This is a genomic window from Variovorax ureilyticus (genome assembly GCF_037889935.1).
Taxonomy (GTDB): domain Bacteria; phylum Pseudomonadota; class Gammaproteobacteria; order Burkholderiales; family Burkholderiaceae_C; genus Variovorax; species Variovorax ureilyticus.
Genome location: NZ_JBBKZU010000002.1, coordinates 228581 through 248227 on the forward strand (window position 1 = coordinate 228581; position 19647 = coordinate 248227).

19 protein-coding genes are annotated in these 19647 nt (G+C 68.7%); 3 read left to right on the forward strand and 16 right to left on the reverse strand.

The features are described 5' to 3' along the window. Positions 1 to 2 precede the first annotated feature (2 nt). Positions 3 to 1286 carry a type VI secretion system-associated FHA domain protein TagH gene (gene tagH / locus WKW77_RS05460; RefSeq protein ID WP_340355827.1) on the forward strand — a complete coding sequence of 428 codons (1284 nt, stop codon included), beginning with the start codon at positions 3 to 5 and terminating at the stop codon, positions 1284 to 1286. After that, positions 1268 to 2008 carry a PP2C family protein-serine/threonine phosphatase gene (locus tag WKW77_RS05465; protein ID WP_340355828.1) on the forward strand — a complete coding sequence of 247 codons (741 nt, stop codon included), beginning with the start codon at positions 1268 to 1270 and terminating at the stop codon, positions 2006 to 2008. The genes tagH and WKW77_RS05465 overlap by 19 nt, the downstream gene beginning before the upstream one ends. On the opposite strand, the gene tagF is transcribed toward WKW77_RS05465, so the two are convergent. The 10 genes from tagF to WKW77_RS05515 form a co-directional block, all read right to left on the reverse strand. Beyond that, the gene (tagF, locus tag WKW77_RS05470; RefSeq protein ID WP_340355829.1) at positions 1972 to 2559 is read right to left on the reverse strand and encodes a type VI secretion system-associated protein TagF; all 588 of its coding nucleotides are present in this window, start codon (positions 2557 to 2559) and stop codon (positions 1972 to 1974) included. The genes WKW77_RS05465 and tagF overlap by 37 nt on opposite strands. Further along, the gene (tssM, locus tag WKW77_RS05475; protein ID WP_340355830.1) at positions 2553 to 5876 is read right to left on the reverse strand and encodes a type VI secretion system membrane subunit TssM; all 3324 of its coding nucleotides are present in this window, start codon (positions 5874 to 5876) and stop codon (positions 2553 to 2555) included. The genes tagF and tssM overlap by 7 nt, the downstream gene beginning before the upstream one ends. Continuing rightward, positions 5873 to 7000, reverse strand: coding sequence for a type IVB secretion system protein IcmH/DotU (icmH, locus tag WKW77_RS05480; RefSeq protein ID WP_340355831.1), 1128 nt, complete (start codon positions 6998 to 7000; stop codon positions 5873 to 5875). Before icmH ends, tssM begins: the two co-directional genes overlap by 4 nt. Continuing rightward, complete coding sequence (tssJ, locus tag WKW77_RS05485; RefSeq protein ID WP_340355832.1) at positions 6997 to 8190, reverse strand: type VI secretion system lipoprotein TssJ; 1194 nt, start codon at positions 8188 to 8190, stop codon at positions 6997 to 6999. Before tssJ ends, icmH begins: the two co-directional genes overlap by 4 nt. Positions 8191 to 8333: 143 nt before the next feature. After that, positions 8334 to 8939: an OmpA family protein gene (locus WKW77_RS05490; RefSeq protein WP_340355833.1), complete on the reverse strand. Its 606-nt coding sequence runs from the start codon at positions 8937 to 8939 to the stop codon at positions 8334 to 8336. A 62-nt stretch (positions 8940 to 9001) separates the two neighbouring features. After that, positions 9002 to 9736 (reverse strand): GIN domain-containing protein, encoded by a 735-nt coding sequence (locus WKW77_RS05495; protein ID WP_340355834.1) that lies wholly within the window; start codon positions 9734 to 9736, stop codon positions 9002 to 9004. Positions 9737 to 9767: 31 nt separating this feature from the next. Beyond that, the gene (locus WKW77_RS05500; RefSeq protein WP_340355835.1) at positions 9768 to 10205 is read right to left on the reverse strand and encodes a hypothetical protein; all 438 of its coding nucleotides are present in this window, start codon (positions 10203 to 10205) and stop codon (positions 9768 to 9770) included. Beyond that, positions 10189 to 11793, reverse strand: coding sequence for a DUF4384 domain-containing protein (locus tag WKW77_RS05505; RefSeq protein ID WP_340355836.1), 1605 nt, complete (start codon positions 11791 to 11793; stop codon positions 10189 to 10191). Before WKW77_RS05505 ends, WKW77_RS05500 begins: the two co-directional genes overlap by 17 nt. Before the next feature lie 27 nt (positions 11794 to 11820). Further along, complete coding sequence (locus WKW77_RS05510; RefSeq protein WP_340355837.1) at positions 11821 to 12144, reverse strand: hypothetical protein; 324 nt, start codon at positions 12142 to 12144, stop codon at positions 11821 to 11823. Between the two features lie 69 nt (positions 12145 to 12213). Continuing rightward, positions 12214 to 12786 (reverse strand): hypothetical protein, encoded by a 573-nt coding sequence (locus tag WKW77_RS05515; RefSeq protein ID WP_340355838.1) that lies wholly within the window; start codon positions 12784 to 12786, stop codon positions 12214 to 12216. A 141-nt stretch (positions 12787 to 12927) separates the two neighbouring features. Between WKW77_RS05515 and WKW77_RS05520 the strand changes: the two genes are divergently transcribed. Next, a complete protein-coding gene (locus WKW77_RS05520) occupies positions 12928 to 13887 on the forward strand; it encodes an alpha/beta fold hydrolase (RefSeq protein WP_340355839.1) in 960 nt (319 codons plus the stop codon). A 72-nt stretch (positions 13888 to 13959) separates the two neighbouring features. Here the strand turns inward: WKW77_RS05520 and WKW77_RS05525 are convergent, their stop codons facing one another. From WKW77_RS05525 to WKW77_RS05550, 6 genes are all read right to left on the reverse strand, one after another. Beyond that, positions 13960 to 14799: a caspase family protein gene (locus WKW77_RS05525; RefSeq protein WP_340355840.1), complete on the reverse strand. Its 840-nt coding sequence runs from the start codon at positions 14797 to 14799 to the stop codon at positions 13960 to 13962. A gap of 5 nt (positions 14800 to 14804) precedes the next feature. Next, entirely contained in the window at positions 14805 to 15422 is a 618-nt protein-coding gene (locus tag WKW77_RS05530; protein WP_093165278.1) for an anti-sigma factor family protein, read from the reverse strand. 104 nt (positions 15423 to 15526) lie between these two features. Continuing rightward, the gene (locus WKW77_RS05535) at positions 15527 to 16123 is read right to left on the reverse strand and encodes an RNA polymerase sigma factor (protein WP_177142738.1); all 597 of its coding nucleotides are present in this window, start codon (positions 16121 to 16123) and stop codon (positions 15527 to 15529) included. A gap of 107 nt (positions 16124 to 16230) precedes the next feature. Further along, positions 16231 to 18003 carry a glucans biosynthesis glucosyltransferase MdoH gene (gene mdoH / locus WKW77_RS05540; RefSeq protein WP_340355841.1) on the reverse strand — a complete coding sequence of 591 codons (1773 nt, stop codon included), beginning with the start codon at positions 18001 to 18003 and terminating at the stop codon, positions 16231 to 16233. Further along, positions 18000 to 18533: a cytochrome b gene (locus tag WKW77_RS05545; protein ID WP_340355842.1), complete on the reverse strand. Its 534-nt coding sequence runs from the start codon at positions 18531 to 18533 to the stop codon at positions 18000 to 18002. Before WKW77_RS05545 ends, mdoH begins: the two co-directional genes overlap by 4 nt. A gap of 87 nt (positions 18534 to 18620) precedes the next feature. Further along, complete coding sequence (locus tag WKW77_RS05550) at positions 18621 to 19610, reverse strand: Bug family tripartite tricarboxylate transporter substrate binding protein (protein WP_340355843.1); 990 nt, start codon at positions 19608 to 19610, stop codon at positions 18621 to 18623. Between the last annotated feature and the right edge of the window lie 37 nt (positions 19611 to 19647).

Genomic DNA, 19647 nt, shown 5'->3' on the forward strand with positions numbered 1-19647 from the left:
CCGTGATCGCATTGCATGTCGTGCGCCGCCCCGGCGTCACCGAGCCCGATGCGACGGCGCTTCCGCTTCCGCCCGAGGGCCTCATCATCGGCCGCGCTCCCGAATGCGACCTGGTGCTGGCCGACCCGTTGCGCGGGGTGTCGCGCCAGCACGCACAGGTCGCCATGGCCGGCCAGGACGCCCTCGTGCGCTGCATCAGCGGCACCACCCCTCTCTGGGTGAACGACACGCAGCTCGCCCCCGGGGGTCAATTGCCCCTGTCGGTGGGCGACTGCCTGCGCATCGGCGGGTTCGAGCTCGCGGTCGAGTCCATCGCGGCGCCGGCAGCCCCGCGTGCGCGCCTGGACCGCTGGTTCGATCTGGATGGCGCGCCCGATCCGCTTGCTGCGCAATCGCCGCTGCCGGACCTTGCGCCGGCGCCCGAGGCGGCGTCGGCCAGTGCGGTTGTGTCCTGGAAGACGGATCCGCTGGTCGTGCGGACCGGCACACCGATGGTGCAGAGCGCGCCCTCGGCGCCGCCGGCTTCGCCGCCCTTGCAAGCCACCGAGTCCGCTCAGCTGCCGCAGCCGCCCACCGAAGCGACTGCCGCATCGACGGCGCCCGCGCCTCTTTCTTCATCAACCCCGGCTTCGGCCGCCGAAGCCGTGTCGTCGGACCTGGCCGAACTCGGGGCGGCATTCGGTCGGGGCGCCGCACTGGGCGGCGCCCAAGTGCCGCCGTTGACACCGGAGCTGATGGAACATCTGGGCGCGCTCCTGCGGGCGACTGCCGAAGGCACCTTGGCGCTGCTGAAAAGCCGCTCCGTCGCGAAGCGCCACATGCGCGCCGAGGGGACGGTGATCGCGCCGCGTCACAACAACCCCCTGAAGTTCTCGCCGAACGCGACCGAAGCGCTGACCCGGATGCTGCAGCGCGACCCGAGCCCCGGCTTCCTCGACCCCGTGGCGGCGTTGAACGATGCGAATCGCGACCTGCTGGTGCACCAGGTGGCGATGGTCGCCGGCATGCGCGCGGCGGTGTTCGAGCTGTTCTCCCGGCTGGGCCCGGAGGCTGTCGAGAACGCGGAGGGGCCGCCGCGCGACATTCTCTCGCGCCTGCCCATGCGCCGTGCCGCGGCACTCTGGGAGCGCCATCGGCTGCAACACGCCCACTTGCTCGAGCACCTGGACGACGACTTCGAGACCATCTTCGGACGGGAATTCCTGCGCGCCTACGAAGCCCAGTCGCGCCTCGACGCCGATGCCGACGCCCCACTGAAGGAGCCACCATGGCCCATCGCGCGTTGAACGTCTCGGTGGCCGCGCTGTCGCACACCGGCCGGCGCGAGCGCAACGAGGACGCCTTCGGCTATTGGCAGGGCGCCGACTTCCTTGTGGCCACCCTGTGCGACGGTGCGGGCGGGCACGGCGGCGGCCAGACGGCCTCGCGCGCGGCCGTGACGCATGTGCTCGAAGCCTTTGCGCTCCGACCCGAGGTCAGCCCGAACGCGCTGAAGCGGCTTGTCCAAGGGGCGAACGACGCGGTGGTCGCGCAGCAGGTGGCCGGCACCATGACGGCCGACATGCGCACCACCATCGTCGTGCTGCTGCTCGACCTCGCCAGCGGCGCAGCGATCTGGGCCCATGCCGGCGACTCGCGCCTGTACCGCTGGCATGACGCCCGACTGCTCGGGCGCACGCGTGATCAAAGCCTCGCGCAGAGCTTGTGCGATGCCGGGCTGAACGCGAGCGACGCCGCCTTGGGGCAGCTGACGTCGGCACTCGGCTCGCCCGAAGGCTTCGACGTCGAGATCCTGGAAACGCCCCAGGTGCTTGCTGCCCGCGATGCCCTGCTGCTGTGCAGCGACGGGCTCTGGTCCGCCTTCGACGACCTGTCGATGGAGCGCAGCCTGGCCGGCTGCAGCGGCATCCAGGCCTGGCTCGATCGACTCGAAGCGGGCGTGCGGCGAGCCGATCGCAGCGACCAGGACAACTATTCCGCGCTCGCGATCTGGTGCGAGCCGGGCTGAATGCCGATGAGTTCGAGCAGAAGCGCCGGCTCCGGCGGCCAGGCCGCAGGGCGCGCATCGACATCGTGGGCGGCGGCGAGCGGCCACCAGAGGCTGGCCGGCGCCGGTGGCCAGGGCTCGGCCGGCTTGAATGCCTGCTCCGGCCGGGGCGGCAGGGCGGCGATCGCGGCCTCGAGAGCCTCGGGCCCTCCCGCGACCGCGCCGAGCAGCGACGCGAGCCGTGCGGCACCTTCGTCCGGCGAAGGCGGCGTGTTGAAGCGTTCCGCGAGCGTCAGCGGAAAGGCGCGTCCGACACGATCATGTGACGCCGTGAAGATCCCGCACCAGATCTCGCCGTGCGCCGGCAGCGCCAGATAGCGCCACGGCGCGAAGGTGCCAAGGCGTTCTCGCAGCGTGGCGGCGTCCAGCGTCGTGGCGGCGAGGGCGAGGCCGCGCTGCAGCCACCCGTCCCAGTCGCTGCGCCAGCGTGCGGGCAGGCCGCGGCCGATAAAGTCGCCACGCGCAGGCAACTTGCCATACCAGGCGACGCGACGCGCTGGCGACTTCACCATGATGCCTGCGGGCAATGAAAACCCGCCAGTTCCCGGAGGGTCCAGACATCGGCGTCGGGCGTCCCGGCGGCGATCGCCTCGACGTCGAGGGTGCGTGTGTCGACGACGAAGGTCAGCCGCGCCGGCGCGCCGCGCTCGCCCTTCCAATCGCTTCGCAGCAGCACCCGCACCCAGGCGAACGGACCTTCATGGACTTCGGCGCCGACCCCGGTCGGGCCGGGCGGCAGCACGCGCAGCACCACTTTTTGCGTCGAAGCCGGTCCCGGCCAGACCAGGTCCTTGGCACGTGGCGGGCCGTTCTCGAAGCGCAAGAGCTGGCCATCGACATCGATGCTGAACTGCAGCAGTTCGGCATCCATGCGCCGCGGCGTGATGCGCAGCCTGAGTTCGGGCAGCGGTGCGCCTTGGGGAAAGAACAGGCTGCCGATCGCCGCCGCCTGCTCGAACGCATTCGAGTTGCCCGAACTGGCGCCCGCGCTTCGCACCTTCCATGGCCGGGTCGACGTGTCCACGCGTTCGGTCAACTGGTTGCGCCGGAACTCGTCGAACAGGCCACCGGGTCCGAACAGGCGCGCAAAGTCGGACGGTGCCATGTCCCGCGTCGCGGTGGTGCTGAACGGAAAGCGATCGCGCGTCAGGGTGCTGCAAGCCTGCGCGAGTTCGACCAGCGCGGTGTCGAAACCCGGTTTGGCGCGACCGCGCGAGCGAATCAATGCCCCCAGGTCGAGATAGAGCCTGCGCAGCGCCGCCGGCGCACCGGCCGCCTCGGCGCGCAGGGTCGCGTCGAGTTCGGCGCCTCGGGTCTCGTCGCGCTTGCCGGCGACCAGGGCCTGAAGGCGATCGAGCGCCTGCGGTCCAGGACCTGCCGCGTAGTCGCCGAGGGAGCCGAAGCGTGCCCGGAGCAGGCCATCGAAGGCGACCTCGGCCGCGCCTGCGCCTTGTGAGGTCGCGCTGAAGTCGTCGGCCAGGCGCGTCAGGAGGCGGCGCAGCGGTGAATCGGGCGCCGTGAGTTCCAACGCCTGCCGCGATGCGTCAACCGCATCGCTGCCCGGTGCCAACGCAAGGGCATCGAGTTGGCGCGACCAGGCGGCGATCACGCGTTCGGCGTGGCGTTTGCCGACCTGGGTGGCGATTTCGTCGTGCCAGACGCGGTCCTTCTGCAGGCGCCGTACTTCGCCGCCGGTGTCGCCGAGCACCCAGTCCGCCTCGTTCGCGAGTTCATCCAGGGTCGTTTCGAGCGCTGGCGCCAGGTTGCGCCGCCAGTCGCTGGCGCTCGAATGCGCCGGCATCGGCCCGGCGCTCGACGCAGCGAACAGGAGGGCACTGGCGGCGCCGAGACGGGTCGGCAGGTCCTGCAGCGGCTCGGGGTCGGGAACGCGCCGCAGCAGGCGCTCGTGCACGCGTTGCGCCAGCGGCAATGCCGCGAGGGCGCTGCGCGCCGCCCGGACGCCGGCGTCGTCGGGGCGCATGGCCTCGGGCAGCCCGCTTCGTTCGAGCAGGTTTTCGGCATGGCGCTTCACCTCGCCGCGTTCGCCGGCACCGCTCGCTTGTGCGAGCGTCTCTTCGACCCAAGCGCGCAACTCGCTGCGGACCAAGCGTGGGGGGTTGGCGAGCATCAGCGAGGTCCGCAGCGCCTCGTAGCGGGTCGCGCTGTCCTCGGCCTCGCGCAGGTCGCGGCGCAATCGCTCGATGAGCAGCGGCGCCAGGCTCCGATCGAGCATCTCGCGGTAGACCTGTTCCGCCGAGCGCGCCAGGCGCGGTCCCTGGAACAACCCGAAGCCGAAGCCGGCAGGCGGCGCATCCGGATCGATGCCGTCGTTCGCGGCCAGGTGCTGTAGCACCGAATAGAGCGGCAACACCTGTTCGAGACTGGCCGATTCCAGCGGGCCGATGCGCCGGGTCAACTGCTCGACACGCGCGCGCACTGCGTCGACATAGGCGAGGTTGTGCCGGAAGCTCTGCCACCACAGGGCGGAGGCGGTGAGTAGCGCGGCACCGGCAAGCGCTGCGCCGAACATGCCGGCGCGCCGACGCAAGCGCAGCTGCTGCAGCCGCTGGCCTGCCAGCGGCGCTTCGGCGATCACCAGGCGCTTGAGCAGCGCATTCAGGAAGAACGACTTGCCGCCGGCATCAGGGCGAGGCAGCGGCGTGAGCGCCAGGCCATGGCTGCGCGCGAGTTCGCCGATCACCCGGTCGATCGGATTGCCCTCCTGCGTGCCGCTCGTCAGCGCGATCGACCGCAGGCGCTGCGCCGGCTCGGCTGCAATGTCGGAGAAGGCCTCGCGCACGAATCCTTCGAGGGGCGCGAGCAGGGCCTTGAACTGTGCCGCGAAGGCGTAGATCGGCAGGCGGCGCTGCGGCATCCGCTCTTGCTGCAGCAGTTCGGGACTGCGTTGCGCCAGGCGCTGCGCGAGGTCGTCCAGGCGCGCGCCGAGATCGGCCGGGATGCCTGCAACGTCGGCGTCGAACACCAGTCCCCAGAGCTGCTCGCGTTGCAGGGCGTCGAGATCGCCGAAGGTTTCGACGAAGCCGGCGAGCAGGTCGGCCTTGGTCACCAGCAGGTAGACCGGAAAAGCCAGATCGAGCTCACGGCGCAGCTCTGCCAGACGGGATGCGACGGCGGCCGACTGGCGCGCGAGTTCCGCTCCGCCTTGCAGCAGGTCGGGCACGCTGACGCTGACGATCACGCCGTTGATCGGCTGCACGGGCCGGTGCCGCCGCAGGAGCGCGAGGAACTGCTGCCATTCTCCGGCGTCGACCGCTGCGTCGCTGTCCTGTGTCGTGTAGCGTCCCGCCGTGTCGATGAACACGGCGTCCTCGCTGAACCACCAGTCACATTGGCGGGTTCCGCCGATGCCCGCGAGCGGGTCTCGTCCGAGCTTCTCGGCGAGCGGAAAGCGCAGACCGGAATGCAATATCGCGGTGGTCTTGCCGCCCCCGGGCGCCCCGATGATGAGATACCAGGGCAACTGCTGCACCTGGCGCCGGCGCTGCCACCAGCCATGCGCACCTGGCGCCCCAAACCCCTGGCGCAGCATCGCGAGCGCCTCGCGGAAACGCTGGCTCAGTTCGACGGTGGCGTCGCCGGATTCGAGGCCCTTGAGCAATTGCTCGTTGCGCCGACGGGCCAGCCATCCGCGCAGTCCCCGCAGGCCGACCAGCAGGATCGCCACCAGCGCGAGCAGGGCCACGCGTGCGCGCATGCCGTCGAAGGGGTGCCAACTGCCCACGGCCAGAAGCGGTGCCGCGAACCACAACAGGACACCTGCGGCGCCGAGGTTGACGGCGCGTTGGACGAGGCGTGGCGAGGCCTTCATTCCGGAAACAGGACGATCTCGACGCGTCGAAGCGGCGCGCCGGCCGTGGCGTCGACTCGGGCCTCGACCGCCAGCCGTTCGTCGCCGAGTTGTGGGCGCAGGACGTCGGCGGTAGCGCGCGCCCATTCCATCGCCTGGTGCCAGGCCGAGGGCGTGCGCGCCGTCGGCGGATCGCTGCCGTCGGTGTAGCCGACGACGAGCACCTTCCCCGGGACCTTCTTCAGCGCCGAGCCCAGGCGCTCCAACGGGCCGGTGGCATCGCCGAGCGCGTTGGCGCCGATCACGACCACGCTGCGCAGCGCCTCGTCGCGCACGGACAGCCGGCCCGCATCGATGTCATCACGCAGGCTCGCTGCCAGCCGCGGCGGCACCGTCACTGCCCCCGCGGCCGGCTGCGCGGCGACGGCCGGTGCCGGCAGGAGTCGCTGCAAGGACGCCAGCACGCCGTCGACCCGCGCTGCAAGCTGAAGCTGGCTGGCCGTGTAGATGCCCACGGCCAGCACGCCGAGGAGCAGCACCGCCGGAAGCGCGACGCGGGACGCCTTCGGCGGGCTGGCCGCAGCCGGCGCGCAGTGCCATGGCGCTACCAACGCCGGAACCGGGGACGCCTGTTCGAGCGCGAGGTGCACGCGCGTGCGCAGGATTTCATGGTCGCGGCCGTCGGGCGCCATGCCCGCGCGCAGCCCGAGGCTCAGGCAGGTATGGAAGAGTTCGAGCAGCGCGCGATGCTCGCGCGGCTTTTCGGCCAGGCGCGACAGCAGGCGCAGGAGCTTGTCGCCGCCGTCGGCCTCCCCGTGAAAGCGCTGCAGCAGTCCGAGGGCGCCCGCGCCCCACGGCGCCGCGCCGATCTGCTCGTCGCCCCAGGCACAGAGCACGTAGCTCGCGGCCGCGACGCTTGCCTCGTCGACGCCCGCGACGCGCGCATGGGCCTCGAAATGAGCCACTGCCGCGGACAGCGTCCGGCGCAATTCGGCCGGATCGACAGGCGCCGAGTCGCGCAAGCGTGACAGCAGGGCAACGAGGGGAAGGGCTTCGACGCGCAGTGCGCGCGCGGCGGCCGGCTCATCGGCGCCATCCGGCGCACCGTTGCCCGGCGACGCTGGCGCGGCGCCGGTGCGCTTCACTTGGCCCACCCCAGTTGCAGCCGGCGCGCCTGCGCATCGAGGCGCGCACGCGCCAGCGATCCGCCCGGCAAGGGGAGGACGGCGCGCCATTGCGAGCTCTCGATTTCCCGGAACGCACCGAACACCGCAACGGCACGCGCGTCGCCGCGCAGTTCGAGGTCCAGCTCGCGCGCCTCGCCGGGGCGCAGGAACAGGCTCTGGCGCGCGAGCATATTCGACCCGAGCGTGGCCTCGTCATCGTCGTAGAGGCTGTCGAAACTCGCCTTTTCAAAGCCGCTCGCATCGCTCAGCACGTAGACCCGCAGCGCCAGCGAGGCCGATGCATCGCGCGCATCGGTGTTCAGGCTGCGCTGCGCCTGCACGAGCAACTGCAGGTTGCGCTTCGGCCCGGCCAGCACGGGTGCCGGACCGGGATTGAACATGAAATTCACCACCATCGAGGTGTTGACCCAGGGAATCTGGCGCTCCGAGGTGTCGCGCAGCACCTTGATGCGCACGGTCTTCATCATTTCCTCGACATCCACGCCGGGGGTGCGCATCTCGGAGGCGAGGTAACGCGTGTAGATGCTGTTGCCGCCGACCGGCCCGTCCTCGGCGACGCGACCGGGTGCAGCGGAGAAGGCAATGAGGGCACCCGGCGCCGCCATCTCGGCAAGGCCGTTGGTCTTGCGCGAAGCGGCGCTGCGCGTCGCGAAGGGGTCGTCGCGGCAGGCGTCGATGATGAAGATGCGCGCGCGTGGACGCACCCGGTCGACATGCGTGAGCAGGGCTTCCTGCAAGTCGATGGCCTCGTCGCGCACTTCGGCCTCGTCGCGCAACGCGATGTCGACCGGCATCAGGAAGTTGCGCCCGCCGATCTGTACGCCATGGCCCGCGTAGTAGAAGACCGACGCGACCTGATCGTCGTCCATGCGGCGCGCGAATTCCCGCAGCACGCGCTTGAAGTCGCGCGCATTCAGGTTCAGATACTCGCCCACCTCGAAGTTGAGGCTGCGCAATGTCTGCGCGACCAGCCGAGCGTCATGCTCGGGATTGTTCAGGGGGATCTCGGGATACCGTCCGTTGCCGATGACGAGTGCGACACGGCGTTGCCCAGGTGAGTCGATCGTGGCCTGCTGCGGTTGCGCGAGGCCGGCCCGGCTCCACCCGAAACCGAAGCCAAGGCAGGCGAGCAGGCGACGGCGATTCATGGTGACGGCCAAAGAATGGATGCTGCGGACCTCGAGGACTCCACTGGCGATCGCATGTCATTCTCGGGCGAGCGCTGCGGCGGCACAAGGGGAGGGCGGAGCCGCCGCGATCCGGTCCGCAGTGGGCATGCGGCGGCGAACGCTCAGGCGCCGCGGAACTGCACGCGACGGTTGATGGCGGCGTACGGATCAGTGGCTTCGATCGGCTGGCTGGGGCCATACCCGACCGTCTTCAGGCGTGCGGCGTCGATGCCGTGCTCGTGAACGAGATAGTCACGCACGGCGCGGGCCCGGTTGCGCGAGAGCTCGAGGTTGTAGGCCGGGCTGCCCTTGGCATCGGTGTGACCTTCGACGACGACGATGCTTCCAGGTGCGAGCAGCTTGATGCCCTTGGCGAGTGCGTCGAGCTGGGTCCGTGCGGCAGGAAGGATCTCGGCGGAATCGAAAGCGAACCGCACCGGCAGGGACAGCGCCGAGGCGGCGTCTTTCGAGTCGTGGCGGGCCGCGAGCGCGGATTCCGAGGGACGCGCCGAGGCATTGACCCGCGAACCCGTGGCCACTGCCGTGGCCTTCGCCGGGGCTGCGGGCGCATCGTCGAGCAGGCGGATCGAACGGTTCAGCACGTCCGCCACGTCCTGCGGCACCACGAGCTGGCCCTCGCGGTAGATCATGACCTTCTCGGCCTTCACCAGGGGGGTGGCCAGTGCGGCGGCGATGGCGAGGGCGAGGGTAGTGAAGTAGCGGATCATGGGGGGCTCCTTGGGTGTGGGGTTCGTCGATGCCCATGGGTTGCGCGCGCCGCCTGCCCGGTTCACTCTTTCTCGATCGAGCCGATGCCGCGGATGGAGCGCGTCACCGCCGGGTCGCCGTGGTAGCGCACGTTGCCGACACCGCCGATGCGCACCGCAAGCGCGTTGCTGGCGGCGAGCTGCACCTCACCGTTGCCGTCGATGGACACGTCGGCGCGTTCGCTGGCGAGTCTGGGTGCTGAATAGGTGCCAATGCCGGCGATGGCAAGCTGCTGCACCGTCACTTTGCCGCCGCCGACGGCGACATCGCCGGCGCCGGTGATCCGCACGTCGAGGCTGCGCGCGTTGTCCAGGCGCTCCAGGCGGATCGAGCCGCCACCGGCAAGCACCAGCGCAAGCGTGTCGCTGCGCAGGGGTCCGATGCTGATCGAACCGGCGGTGCGCGATTCGAAGGCTCGCAACGTCTGGACGCCGAGCTTCATCCGGATCGGCTCGCGTGTCTCGACCCGCCCGGGCGCAAGGCCGATGAGCAGACGCCGGTCGTGCACCTCGGTCGTGATCTTGCGCAGCACCGCAGGCTCGGCCTCCAGGGTCAACGACTCGCGTGGGCCCTGTTCGATGCTGACATCGCCGGCGACGGCAAATACGACCTCGTCGAAATTGGCGACGCTGCGGGTTTCGGTGGCCGCCTGTGCCGGCCCGGAAGGCGTCGCGGCCAGAACCGCGGCGCAGCTGGCGGCAAGGGCCGCAGCCCGGAGCGAAGGTGGTTGCGGGAAGGCTTGGGTGAACCAGTTCATGACAGGGCTCCGGGTGGTGGCTGCACGGGCCTCAGCGTGGCAGCCAGAGGCTCGGCGGGGGCGGGTATGGGCGCGCCAGGCAGGTGGTCCCGCCGAGATCGGCGGTGACGATCAAGGCCCCGCCGCGGCGGTCGGTCGCCACCATCTTCGCGCCCTGCCTTGCTTCGGCGCCCAGGGTGACCGGCCCCTCGTCGAACAGCAGCCGACCATACTGCCAGCAGCGGAGTTGATAGGTGGCGGGTGCCTTCCCTGCTGCGGCCGGCGTCGCCGGAGCGACCGGGGGCGCGACACGGTCGTCGCCACCGATGATGGCCGCGACAGCTGCGGTCGCGCCGCGGGGCCACTGCAGAGCGATGCCGGTCATCGTGGCCACGGCCACCAGGGACAGCGCTGCCACGCGGGCGCCGCGCCGCATCTGGCGCATCTGGCGCATCTGGCGATGGGGAAGGGAATCACTTGGCTTGTACATGGAAGTTCTCCTGGGCGAGCGTGCCGCCGCTGGCTTTGTCGAAGGCGACGCGGATCGTTTCGAGCGTGACGCCGGGCAGGGGTTCGAAGTCGATGCCGACCACCGCTTGGGGCAGCGAGGGCATCACGTCGCGCGGCGTTGCGAAGCAGGTCACTGTCTCGGGCACGCCCTTGGCATTCATCGAGAGCTGGAAGCGCATCGAGCCGGGCAAGGTCAGAGGCTTGGCCGAAGAGATGCGCGAGTCCCGCGTGAACCGGTTGGGGAAGAAGCGGATGACCTTGGCCTCCTCGTCCCGCAGATAGCAGTAGACGTGCGCGTCCTGCGACGGCGCGAGGGAGAGGCTGATCGACTCCCCGCGGGCAAATCGCGTCTGCTGGCTCGGGGCGGAGACCGACAGCTTCAGGGGCGCCGCCGTGGGTGCGGGGGCACTTGCAGGTGCAGTGGCTGCAGCCGTCTGCGATCCGGTGGTCGTGGCAGCCGTACCAGGCGTGCCAGGTGCAACGTAGCGTGCCGGTTGCGCCGGACGCTGGACCTTGCTGTGGTCCGCGGCGAGGAAGGCGCTGAAGAACTTCTCGTCGAGCACTGCCGCGCGGCTCAGGCCGAGCTGCTCGCGATAGTTGGAAATCGCCTCGTCGATGGCGGGATTGAATTCCCCGTCGATCGGGCCGTCGTAGAACCCGCGGTGGCGCAGCTGGTTCTGGAAGTAGGCGATCAGCTCGATGCGCGACGTGGCCATCGCGCTGTACCAGTCCAGCATCTCGAGGCGCGTCTCCTCGTTCGACTTCGGGTCGGTGACGCCCAGGCAGGACCAGTAGGGAGTCTTCGTCAGTTTGCCGATGAGTTCCACCACGGCCAGTTCGACCAGCCCGCGCAGCGCCTGCGACTGGCCTTCCGAGCGCGCGAGGTTCATGCTGTAGTTGATTCCGAACTTGCGGTAGGCGGCATCGCCGTCGAAGCCCTTGCCCTGCTTCATGATCACCACGGCATTGCGCGAAGTGACTCCCGGCAGCACCCCCATGTCGCTGGTCGACATCACGCTCAGGTCCAGTGCCAGCATGCTGGTGGACGCGTCCTTTGCAACGCCAAGGTTGAGGTACGGGAAGTAGCCGATGCCGAGGTCCTTCTGGTTCTTGATCAGGTTCTCGTCGAACTGCGACACGGAGCCCTTGATGTCGTAGCGCGGAATCGCCTGGTAGACAGCCGTGGTCTGCGCCGCCGACAGGAAGCTGACCACGTTCAACGTGTCCTTGCCGAACGCGACCAGACGCACGGCGCGGCTGCGCCGCGACATGTCCGACACCGCCGAGATCAGCATGTCGCGCGTTCCGGCGTTCAGCTTCTTCGTCTCGTCGGTGATTTCCTCGGTCAGCATCGTCACGTCGCGCACGCCGTAGTCGAGCATCAGCGTGTCCATGCAGCGCAGCGGCTGCGAAAAGCCCGTGATCGAGCGCTGGGGCTTCTGCTCGGGGCCGACGCGGATCTCGGCGGTCTGTTCGATGGTCGGCTGCTTGACCTCGAGCGCCTGGCAACCGGCGAGTGCCGCGATGGCTGCAAGCGCCAGGAGGCGCACGATGCGGGGCGGTTTCATGACATCTCCGATCTGAGGGGGGTCAGGTCACTGGCAACTGCCGCGGCCGACGATGTTGATGGCATTGGGTGCGAACACGAACACCTCGCGCGGTGCGGCTCCGATGCGCCCGCCGGTGTCGATGTTGCCGATGCTCTGGCTCCCGCAGGTGCCCTGGTTCTGCTCCAGGGACTTTCCTTGTTCTTCGGCCTTGCGCTCCTGTGCGCCGAGGCGGATCTTTTCCTTTGCGATCTTCGCGCGGAAGCGCGAGTCGACCTCCAGCAGTTCCTGTCCCGCGAATGCACTGGCGCATGCGCCCAGCGTGACGGCGACGAGGATGATGCGGGAGGTGCGGACGAGGGTCGAATTCATGGGGGTCTCCTTGATGGAAAGCCGCCAGCGCATCGGCGCTGGCGGACGAGGGTGAAAGCACGGCGCGGGTTACTTGGCGACGCCGATGCTTTGCGCGGCGGTGGACAGGAAGCCGCTCGCGGTGTTGTTCGAGCCGCTGGCGATGACCGTCGAGTTGGTCAGCTTGCCGTTGCCTTGCGCGCCGCCGATCTGCTGGCTGGCCGTGGACAGGAAGCCGCTTGCGGTGTTGGTGGCACCATTGGCGAGCACCGTGCTGTTGGTGACCTGGCCGTTGCCCTTGGCGAAGCCCACTTCCTGCGTGGCGGTGCTGAGGAAGCCCGAAGCCCTGTTGTTCAGGTTCGTGCCGACAACCGTGCTGTTCGTGATCTGGCCGTTGTCCCGTGCGCGGCCGACGTCCTGGTTCGCCGTCGACAGGAAGCCCGATGCGGAGTTGTTGGCGCCGTTGACGAGCACCGTGCTATTGGCGATCTTGGAGTTTCCCTCGGACACACCGATGTTCTGGCGCGCCGTGGCCAGGAAGCCGGACGAGCTGTTGTTGGCGTTGGTGGACAGCACCGTCGAGTTGGCGATTTCGCCGGCCATCGCGCCACCGAAGGCGAAGCCGAGGGCGATGAGGATGGATGCTTTGCGAACGACTTGCATGATGATCTCCAGGAAGTGATGAGAGGGTTTGAGGTTGGGCTTGCCGAATTGCTTGCCTTCCCGCCCATGGGTTGCGGGGGTTCCGAATCCGGTTCAAAGAGTTTTCGGGCGAACCTCACGCGAGGGGTAGGATCGCCCGCGATGCCCGACAGCGCGCCGCCTGATCCGCCTCCGAACCCCGCACGCCTGACGGGCTTGCGCGGCGCCTTCGATGCGCTGCGCAACCTGGGGTTGATGGGGCTGGGCTCACCCGAAGCGAGCGACTACGACAGCTTCACGACCACCGATGGCCATGTGGTTCCCGTGTGCGTGCTCGGCCGCGGGTCGCCGCTGGTGCTGGTGCATGGATTCGGATGCTCGCATCGCGATTGGCTGCCGGTGGCCCGAAGGCTGGCACGGCGCCATTGCGTTCTCGCCTGGGACGCTCGCGGCCATGGCAGTTGCCGGTCGACGAGCGGCAGCATCACGCTGGCGCGACTTGCGAACGACCTGGCCGAGGCACTCGACCACTTCGGGCTGCAGCGCTCGATCCTCGTCGGGCATTCCATGGGCGCGCTGACGTTGATGCAATACCTGCATCTGCATGGCACGCAGCGCGTTGCCGCGGTGGCGCTGGTCGACCAGTCGCCGCGCATCGTGACGGACGACAGCTGGCGACTCGGGCTGTTCGGCGGCTGCAGTGCGGCCATGCTGTCGGGGCTGATCGCCGGCGCGCGCCGCGATCTGGCGGAGATGCTGTTGAACGAGATCGGCGCACTCGGAGGCGCCTGGTTGCAGCGCCGGCTGACCCTCGAAGCGCCGCTCGGACGGATTCTGCGCCGGCGCCTGGGGCGCATCGATGCCGGGCCGCTGCTCGACCTCGCCGAGTCCATCGCGAAGGCCGACTTCCGCGCTTCGCTGTCGCGCCTCGACGCGCCGCTGCTCGTGGTGCTCGGGGCCCGCAGCCCGCACTATGCCGGCGTGCCGCTCGAAGCCTGGTATCGCGACACGGTGAAGCACGCGCAGATCTCGATCTACCCGCACGCCGGCCATTCGCCGCATGTCAGCGAGCCGCTGCGCTTCGCGCGCGAGCTCGAGCACTTCATCGAGGACCACGCGTGAGCGCCGCCTGGCCGCCCGAAGGCGCTCGCACCTCAGTGCGCAGCGCGGAGGTGACTCAATGAGCCGGTCGGCTCAGCTACCGCAGCGCCCGTTCGCGTCCGATTTGAAGCAGAAGTCAGCGGTCAGGCTCGAGGACTCCCAGGGCACCTGCACGCGGCCGGTGTCTTCGGCCACACCGATACGCACCCGCTTGAAGAGTTGCTCGATCTGCAGCCCCGGCCTCGCCATGTTGGCCAGCAGGTGACGTGCATAGACGCTGTGCTCGCTGCCGGCGCTGTCGAGCGCCACGCCGTTCGGCGCGGTCGAGAAGGCCACAAGAGTGCCCACGGGCGCATCGAGCGATGCGAGGCCACCCGGCGTCGCGCCGCGGAATTTCAGGCGCCGTCCATCGGGACCCACGATCACACCGCCTGCGAACGGGTTCACACGGCAGGCATCGAGCACCACGATGTTGGCGCCACTGCCGATCGCACTGAGCCGGTCGACGAACTCGCCGACGTCCGCGCTCTGCCGCTGGATTTCCTCTTCGGACTGCGGGTCGGCATCGATCGGCACCAGGTAGTTGCGGCCCTTCACCTGAACCCCATGGCCGGCATAGAACACCACGCGAACCGCCGCCTTCGGCGCACGAATCGAAAACTCGCGCAGCGATTCGATCAGTTCCGGCAGTCGCGTGTTCTGACGCAGGGTCACCGCATACCCAAGGTCGCGCAGCACCGCCGCGACGGCGACGGCGTCGCCCGGCGGATTCTTCAGTGGTGCAGTGCGGTAGGCGCCGTTGCCGATCACCAGTGCGATGCGCGATCCGGTGTCCTTGGCATCGGCCGGGGCGCTCATGGCAGGGCCGAAGGGCAGGGCTGCGGCGCCCAGCGCGCCGCGCAGCAGAACACGACGGGTCAGCAGGGTGGCCATGTCGGCTACTCCCGGGGCGGCACGCCGGCCACGAGCGCGGCGGCCTGGACGATCGGGGCAGCCTGCACCCGGGCGAGCGCAGCCGCTTCGCTGCCGGCGGGTACGCGCAGGTAGTAGTCGCCGAGCTGGCCAGGGCCGCCGGCCAGTTCGCCCTGGACCTGCACCAACAGCATGCGGATGTCGGTCTCCTTGGCGTCCGGCGCGAAGCTGACCTTCAGCATCGGGGCCTCTTCGACGCGAACCGCGTGCAGCGCGCGGATTTCGTCTTCGCTGTCGCGAGCGCTGCCGAGCAGGTTCAGGATGACGCCACTCTGCACCGCCATGACCGCCAGCGCGGCCAGCGCGTAACTCGGGCGCATGCCGAAGTTGCCGAAAAAGGCGCCGATGCGCTCGGCCAGTGTCGGCCGGTCGCCCTGGATCAGGCGCATGGTGCGGGCCAGGCCGATCGTTGCAGGCACGGCCGGGGCATTTTCCTGAACGCGCGCCTGCAGCGAGCGATACCAGTCCAACTCGCTGCGGGCCTCGGGATGCCGCTCCATGTATGCGTCGACCCAGGCGCGGTCTTCGGCTCCCAACGAGCCGTTGACATACCAGGGAAGTAGTTCTTCGAAGCGTTCTTTCATGATGATCATTCCTGCACGGGGCATACCGGTGTCAGCCCCTAGGTTGCGCGAGTCCGGCGGACGGTTCAAATTTATTTCGCGCAATCGCCAAATACGCCGCAACTTCAGGATGCAAGGGCGCCTCTGGCGTCCGGGGCACCACCTTCGCTGCGCAACAGCGCCTGCAGGCAATTCTTGATCTTCTGGCGGGCGTGGAACAGGCGCGTCTTGACGGTGCCCTCGGGACAGTTCTGTACTTGTGCCACGTCAGCGAGGCTCATGCCCTCGTAGAACACCAGGTGCAGGCATTCGCGATGCTCGTCCGACAGCTTGCCCATGCAATGTTGCACGCCTTCGCGCCGCTGCTTGCCAGCCAGTTCCGCGTAGCCGTCCGGCGTGTCGGCGGCGGTGGTCTCGGCGATGTCGTCGAGATCGCCGTGCACCTCGTCGGGCCGCCGCGCACGGTGGACCATCAGCGCCTTTCTGCGCGCAATTCCGATGAGCCACGTGGAGAACTGCGACTCGCCTCGAAAGCGATCAGGGTGGCGCCAGACCTCATAGAACGAGTCCGCCAGGACTTCCTCTGCTCGCGCGTGGTCGTTCAGCATGTTGAGCACATACGCGAACACCTTGCGGCTGAACGCCTTGTACAGCTGACGAAACGCTGCCTGGTCTTCGCGGCCGATGCGTACCAGCAGCTGGCTGACCTCGTCGTTGTCCATGCGGGCGGAGCGGTGCGGTGGCGGTGACCAAATATAGCGTTTCTGTTCGATTCGTAGCGAATCTCTTGGCTAGGGCACCGGCACCTGCACTTGTGAAGGCGAGGACTTCATTCCGCCGCCGGTACGGCAGGCGTCGTGACCGAAGACGGCACCGGCGCGCTGCCCAGAGGCCCGGGCCCGGATGCCGTCGGCGCTTCCTCCGGTATGCGACACAGTCCCCAACGCACCAGCCAGCGGCCGACCGCCGGGTGCGCGCTCAACCAGGCGAACGGGATCGATCCGATCAGTGCGACCAGGATGGGCGACCAGAACCAAAGAGCACCCGGCATCCGCGCCAACACCGCCCCGGCCAGCACGAGGCCCAGCGCCGTCTGCGGCCACAGGCTGCGCAACGCAACCTGCCAGTCGATGCGCCGTACTTCGCGCTGCTGTGCAACCCAGCCGACGCGGCGGCCGAAGGGAAGTCCGAGCAGGAATCCGGTGGTGGCGACGGCCACCACCGGCGCCGTGAGCACCCAGAAGCCGAAATCGAGCGCGAAGCCGCAAGCGATGCGAGGCGCGCCGCCATAGGCCCGACGCAACGGACCGCGCAAAAGCACGTCGACCAGGGTGGCGAGCTTGGGGGCCACGCTCATGCCCAGCATCATGAGGAACAGCGCGAGCCCCAGTTCGGACCTGAAGGGCTGTTCACGCCACAGCCCGAGCACCATGAAGGCAAGCCAGGCTGGCGCGCCCAGATACATCGCGATCGCCAACAGCAGCTGGCATCGGCTGACCGGGCGCAGTCCGGGTATCGCGAGCAATTGCAGGTACTGCATGTTGCCCTGGCACCAGCGCAAGTCGCGCCGGATGAATTCGAGCAGGTTCGGCGGGTTCTCTTCCCAACTGCCGTCCTCGTCCGGCAAGACGCGGACTTCATAGCCAGCGCGCCGCATCAGCACGGCCTCGAGCTGATCGTGGCTCAGGACCGGGCCGCCGAGCGGCGGAGGACCGGGCAACTCCGGCAGCTTGCAGTGGGCGATGAACGGTTGCAGACGCAAGATGGCGTTGTGGCCCCAATAGGGACCACAGTCACCCTGCCAGCTGGCCGCGCCCAGTGTGTAGGAACGCATGCCCAGCCGCATGCCGAACTGGAACATGCGCGTGAAGGCGCTGGCGCTGGGCAGCCCTGTCACCAGCGTCTGCAGGATGCCGATCGCGGGCTGCGCCTGCATGACGCGCACCAGCCTCAGCATCGCTCGCGGCGTCATCAGGCTGTCGGCGTCGAGCACGATCGCGTAGTCGTGCAGTGGGCCCCAGCGTTCGCAAAAATCGCGGATGTTCCCGGCTTTGAAGCCATTGCGCTGCTCGCGGCGCCGGTAGTGCAGCGAGATGTCCGCGCCGAAGCGCGCCTGCAGTTGGGACATCATGCCGCCCTCGGCCGCCACGATCTCGGGCTCGTCGCTGTCGCTCAGGACGTAGAGGCGAAAAGCCGGAGCCTGACCGCTATCGATCAGGCCTTCGAGCATCCAGGCCAGATTACGAGAGAGCCGATCCGCATCCTCGTTGCGAACGCAGGCCAGCAGCGCCGTGGATGTCTCGATGCGCTGCTGCGGGTCGGCCGCCTGGATCTGCGGCGCTACCACGGCGGCCGCACTGCGGCTGCCGACCATCAGCGTCAAGCCGATGGCCGCATTCCAGAATCCGACCACCGTCCAGGGCAGCGTGACCGCGAAGGCCAGCAGCATCGCCAGGCCCGTCGCATCCACGCTTTCGACGAACAGCGTCGCAGCCATCAACCAGACAAGGCCGAGCACCGTGCCTGCGACAGCGAGCGCGAAGCCGGCGCGACGCCAACGCAGGCCCGCACTCGTGGGCCAAACCGTTGCGGGAGGCTTCACAGCATGCGGCCCAACAGGCCGTCGCGCCGGATGAAGGTATGGTGCACGACGCCTGCCAGATGTCCCAGGATCATCAGCCCGATCGCGATCGCCCCGCACAAGTGCAGGAACGACAGCACCTTGGCGAGCGCCTCGTCCTTGCCCAACGGGGCCGGAATCGGCAACACATTGAAAAGCGAAAGGGGAAAGCCCCAGGCGTTCGTGGCAAGGAAGCCGATCATCGGCATCAGGACCAGCAGCGCATACAGGCCGATATGGTTCGCACGGGCGACCGACCGCATCCATGCCGGCATGTCCGCCGGCAGCGGCGGCGGAGGGTTGAGGCGGCGATTGACGATACGAATCAGCACCAGCACGAACATCAGCACGCCCAGGCTCTCGTGCACGTTGTACAGCCGCAGCTTGAAGGTCTCGTCGGCCGGCTCGAAGAAGCCGATCCAGACGCCGAGCGGCAGGATGACGAGCAGCAGCAGCACGGTCAGCCAGTGCAGCCAGCGGGACGAAGCAGCGTAGCGCGACACAGGTTTCATGTCAGACCTCCAGATTCGTCAAAGGCTGCGCCGGGCGCGCACCGGAGCGGCGCCATCCGGACCATGTGGCCGGCAACTGACTCGACTCTAGTCGAGCTTCACCCCCGCCGCACGGATCACCTTGCCCCACATCGCGCGATCGGCGTTGATGAACGCGGTGAACTCGGCCGGCGTGTTGCAGCGCAGTTCGCCGCCGTAGTCGCGCCACTTCTTCGCCAGTTCCTGCGACTGGCACACCTTGCCCATGGCGGCGCTCAGCTTCTCGAGGATGGCCGTGGGCGTGCCCGCCGGCGCCAGCAGCCCTTGCCACGCGATCGGCGTGTAGTCGGGCAGGCCCTGCTCGGCGAAGGTCGGCACGTTTGGGAAGCTGGGGTGACGTTCCTTGCCCGTGATGGCCAGCAACTTGAGCTTGCCGGCCTGCACGCTCGTGGCGGCGGCGGGCATGCCGTCGTACATGAGCTGGACCTGTCCGGCCAGCAGGTCCGCGTAGGGGCTCTGGCTGTTGTAGGGCACGAGGTTCGACTTCACCCCGGCCGCATTGTTGAACCACACGGCCGACAGGTGCGAGTAGCTGCCGATGCCTTGCGTGGCCACGGAGAAGGAGTCCGGCTTGGCCTTGAGCTCGGCGATCAATTCCTTCGCGTCCTTGGCCTGGACGCCGGGGTGGGCGATGAGACCCGTGTTGAGCACGCCCATCAGGCTGATGGGCGCGAAGTCGCGCTCGGCGTTGAAGGGCAGCTTGCCGTACAGGTGCGGCAGCACCGAGAGCGAGCTCGTGGTGCCGATGTACAGCGAGTAGCCGTCGTTCGCCGCCTTGGCGGCGACTTCGGTGCCGATGAGGTTCGAGGCGCCGGGGCGGTTCTCCACATAGAACGACTGGCCCAGGATCTTCGTGAGTTCGGCCGCCAGTTCCCGCGCATTCGCGTCCGGTCCGCTGCCCGCGGGGAAGGGGGCAATGATCCGCACCGGCTTGGTCGGGTAGTTGGCCTGGGCCGCCGCGTCGGACACCGACAAGGCCAGGCCTGCAGCGGTGGCCAAGGCGGCGGAATGAGAGATGAGCCTCTTGAGGAACTTCATGAAATGTCTCCGTTTGCGAATACGTGCCAGTCGCACG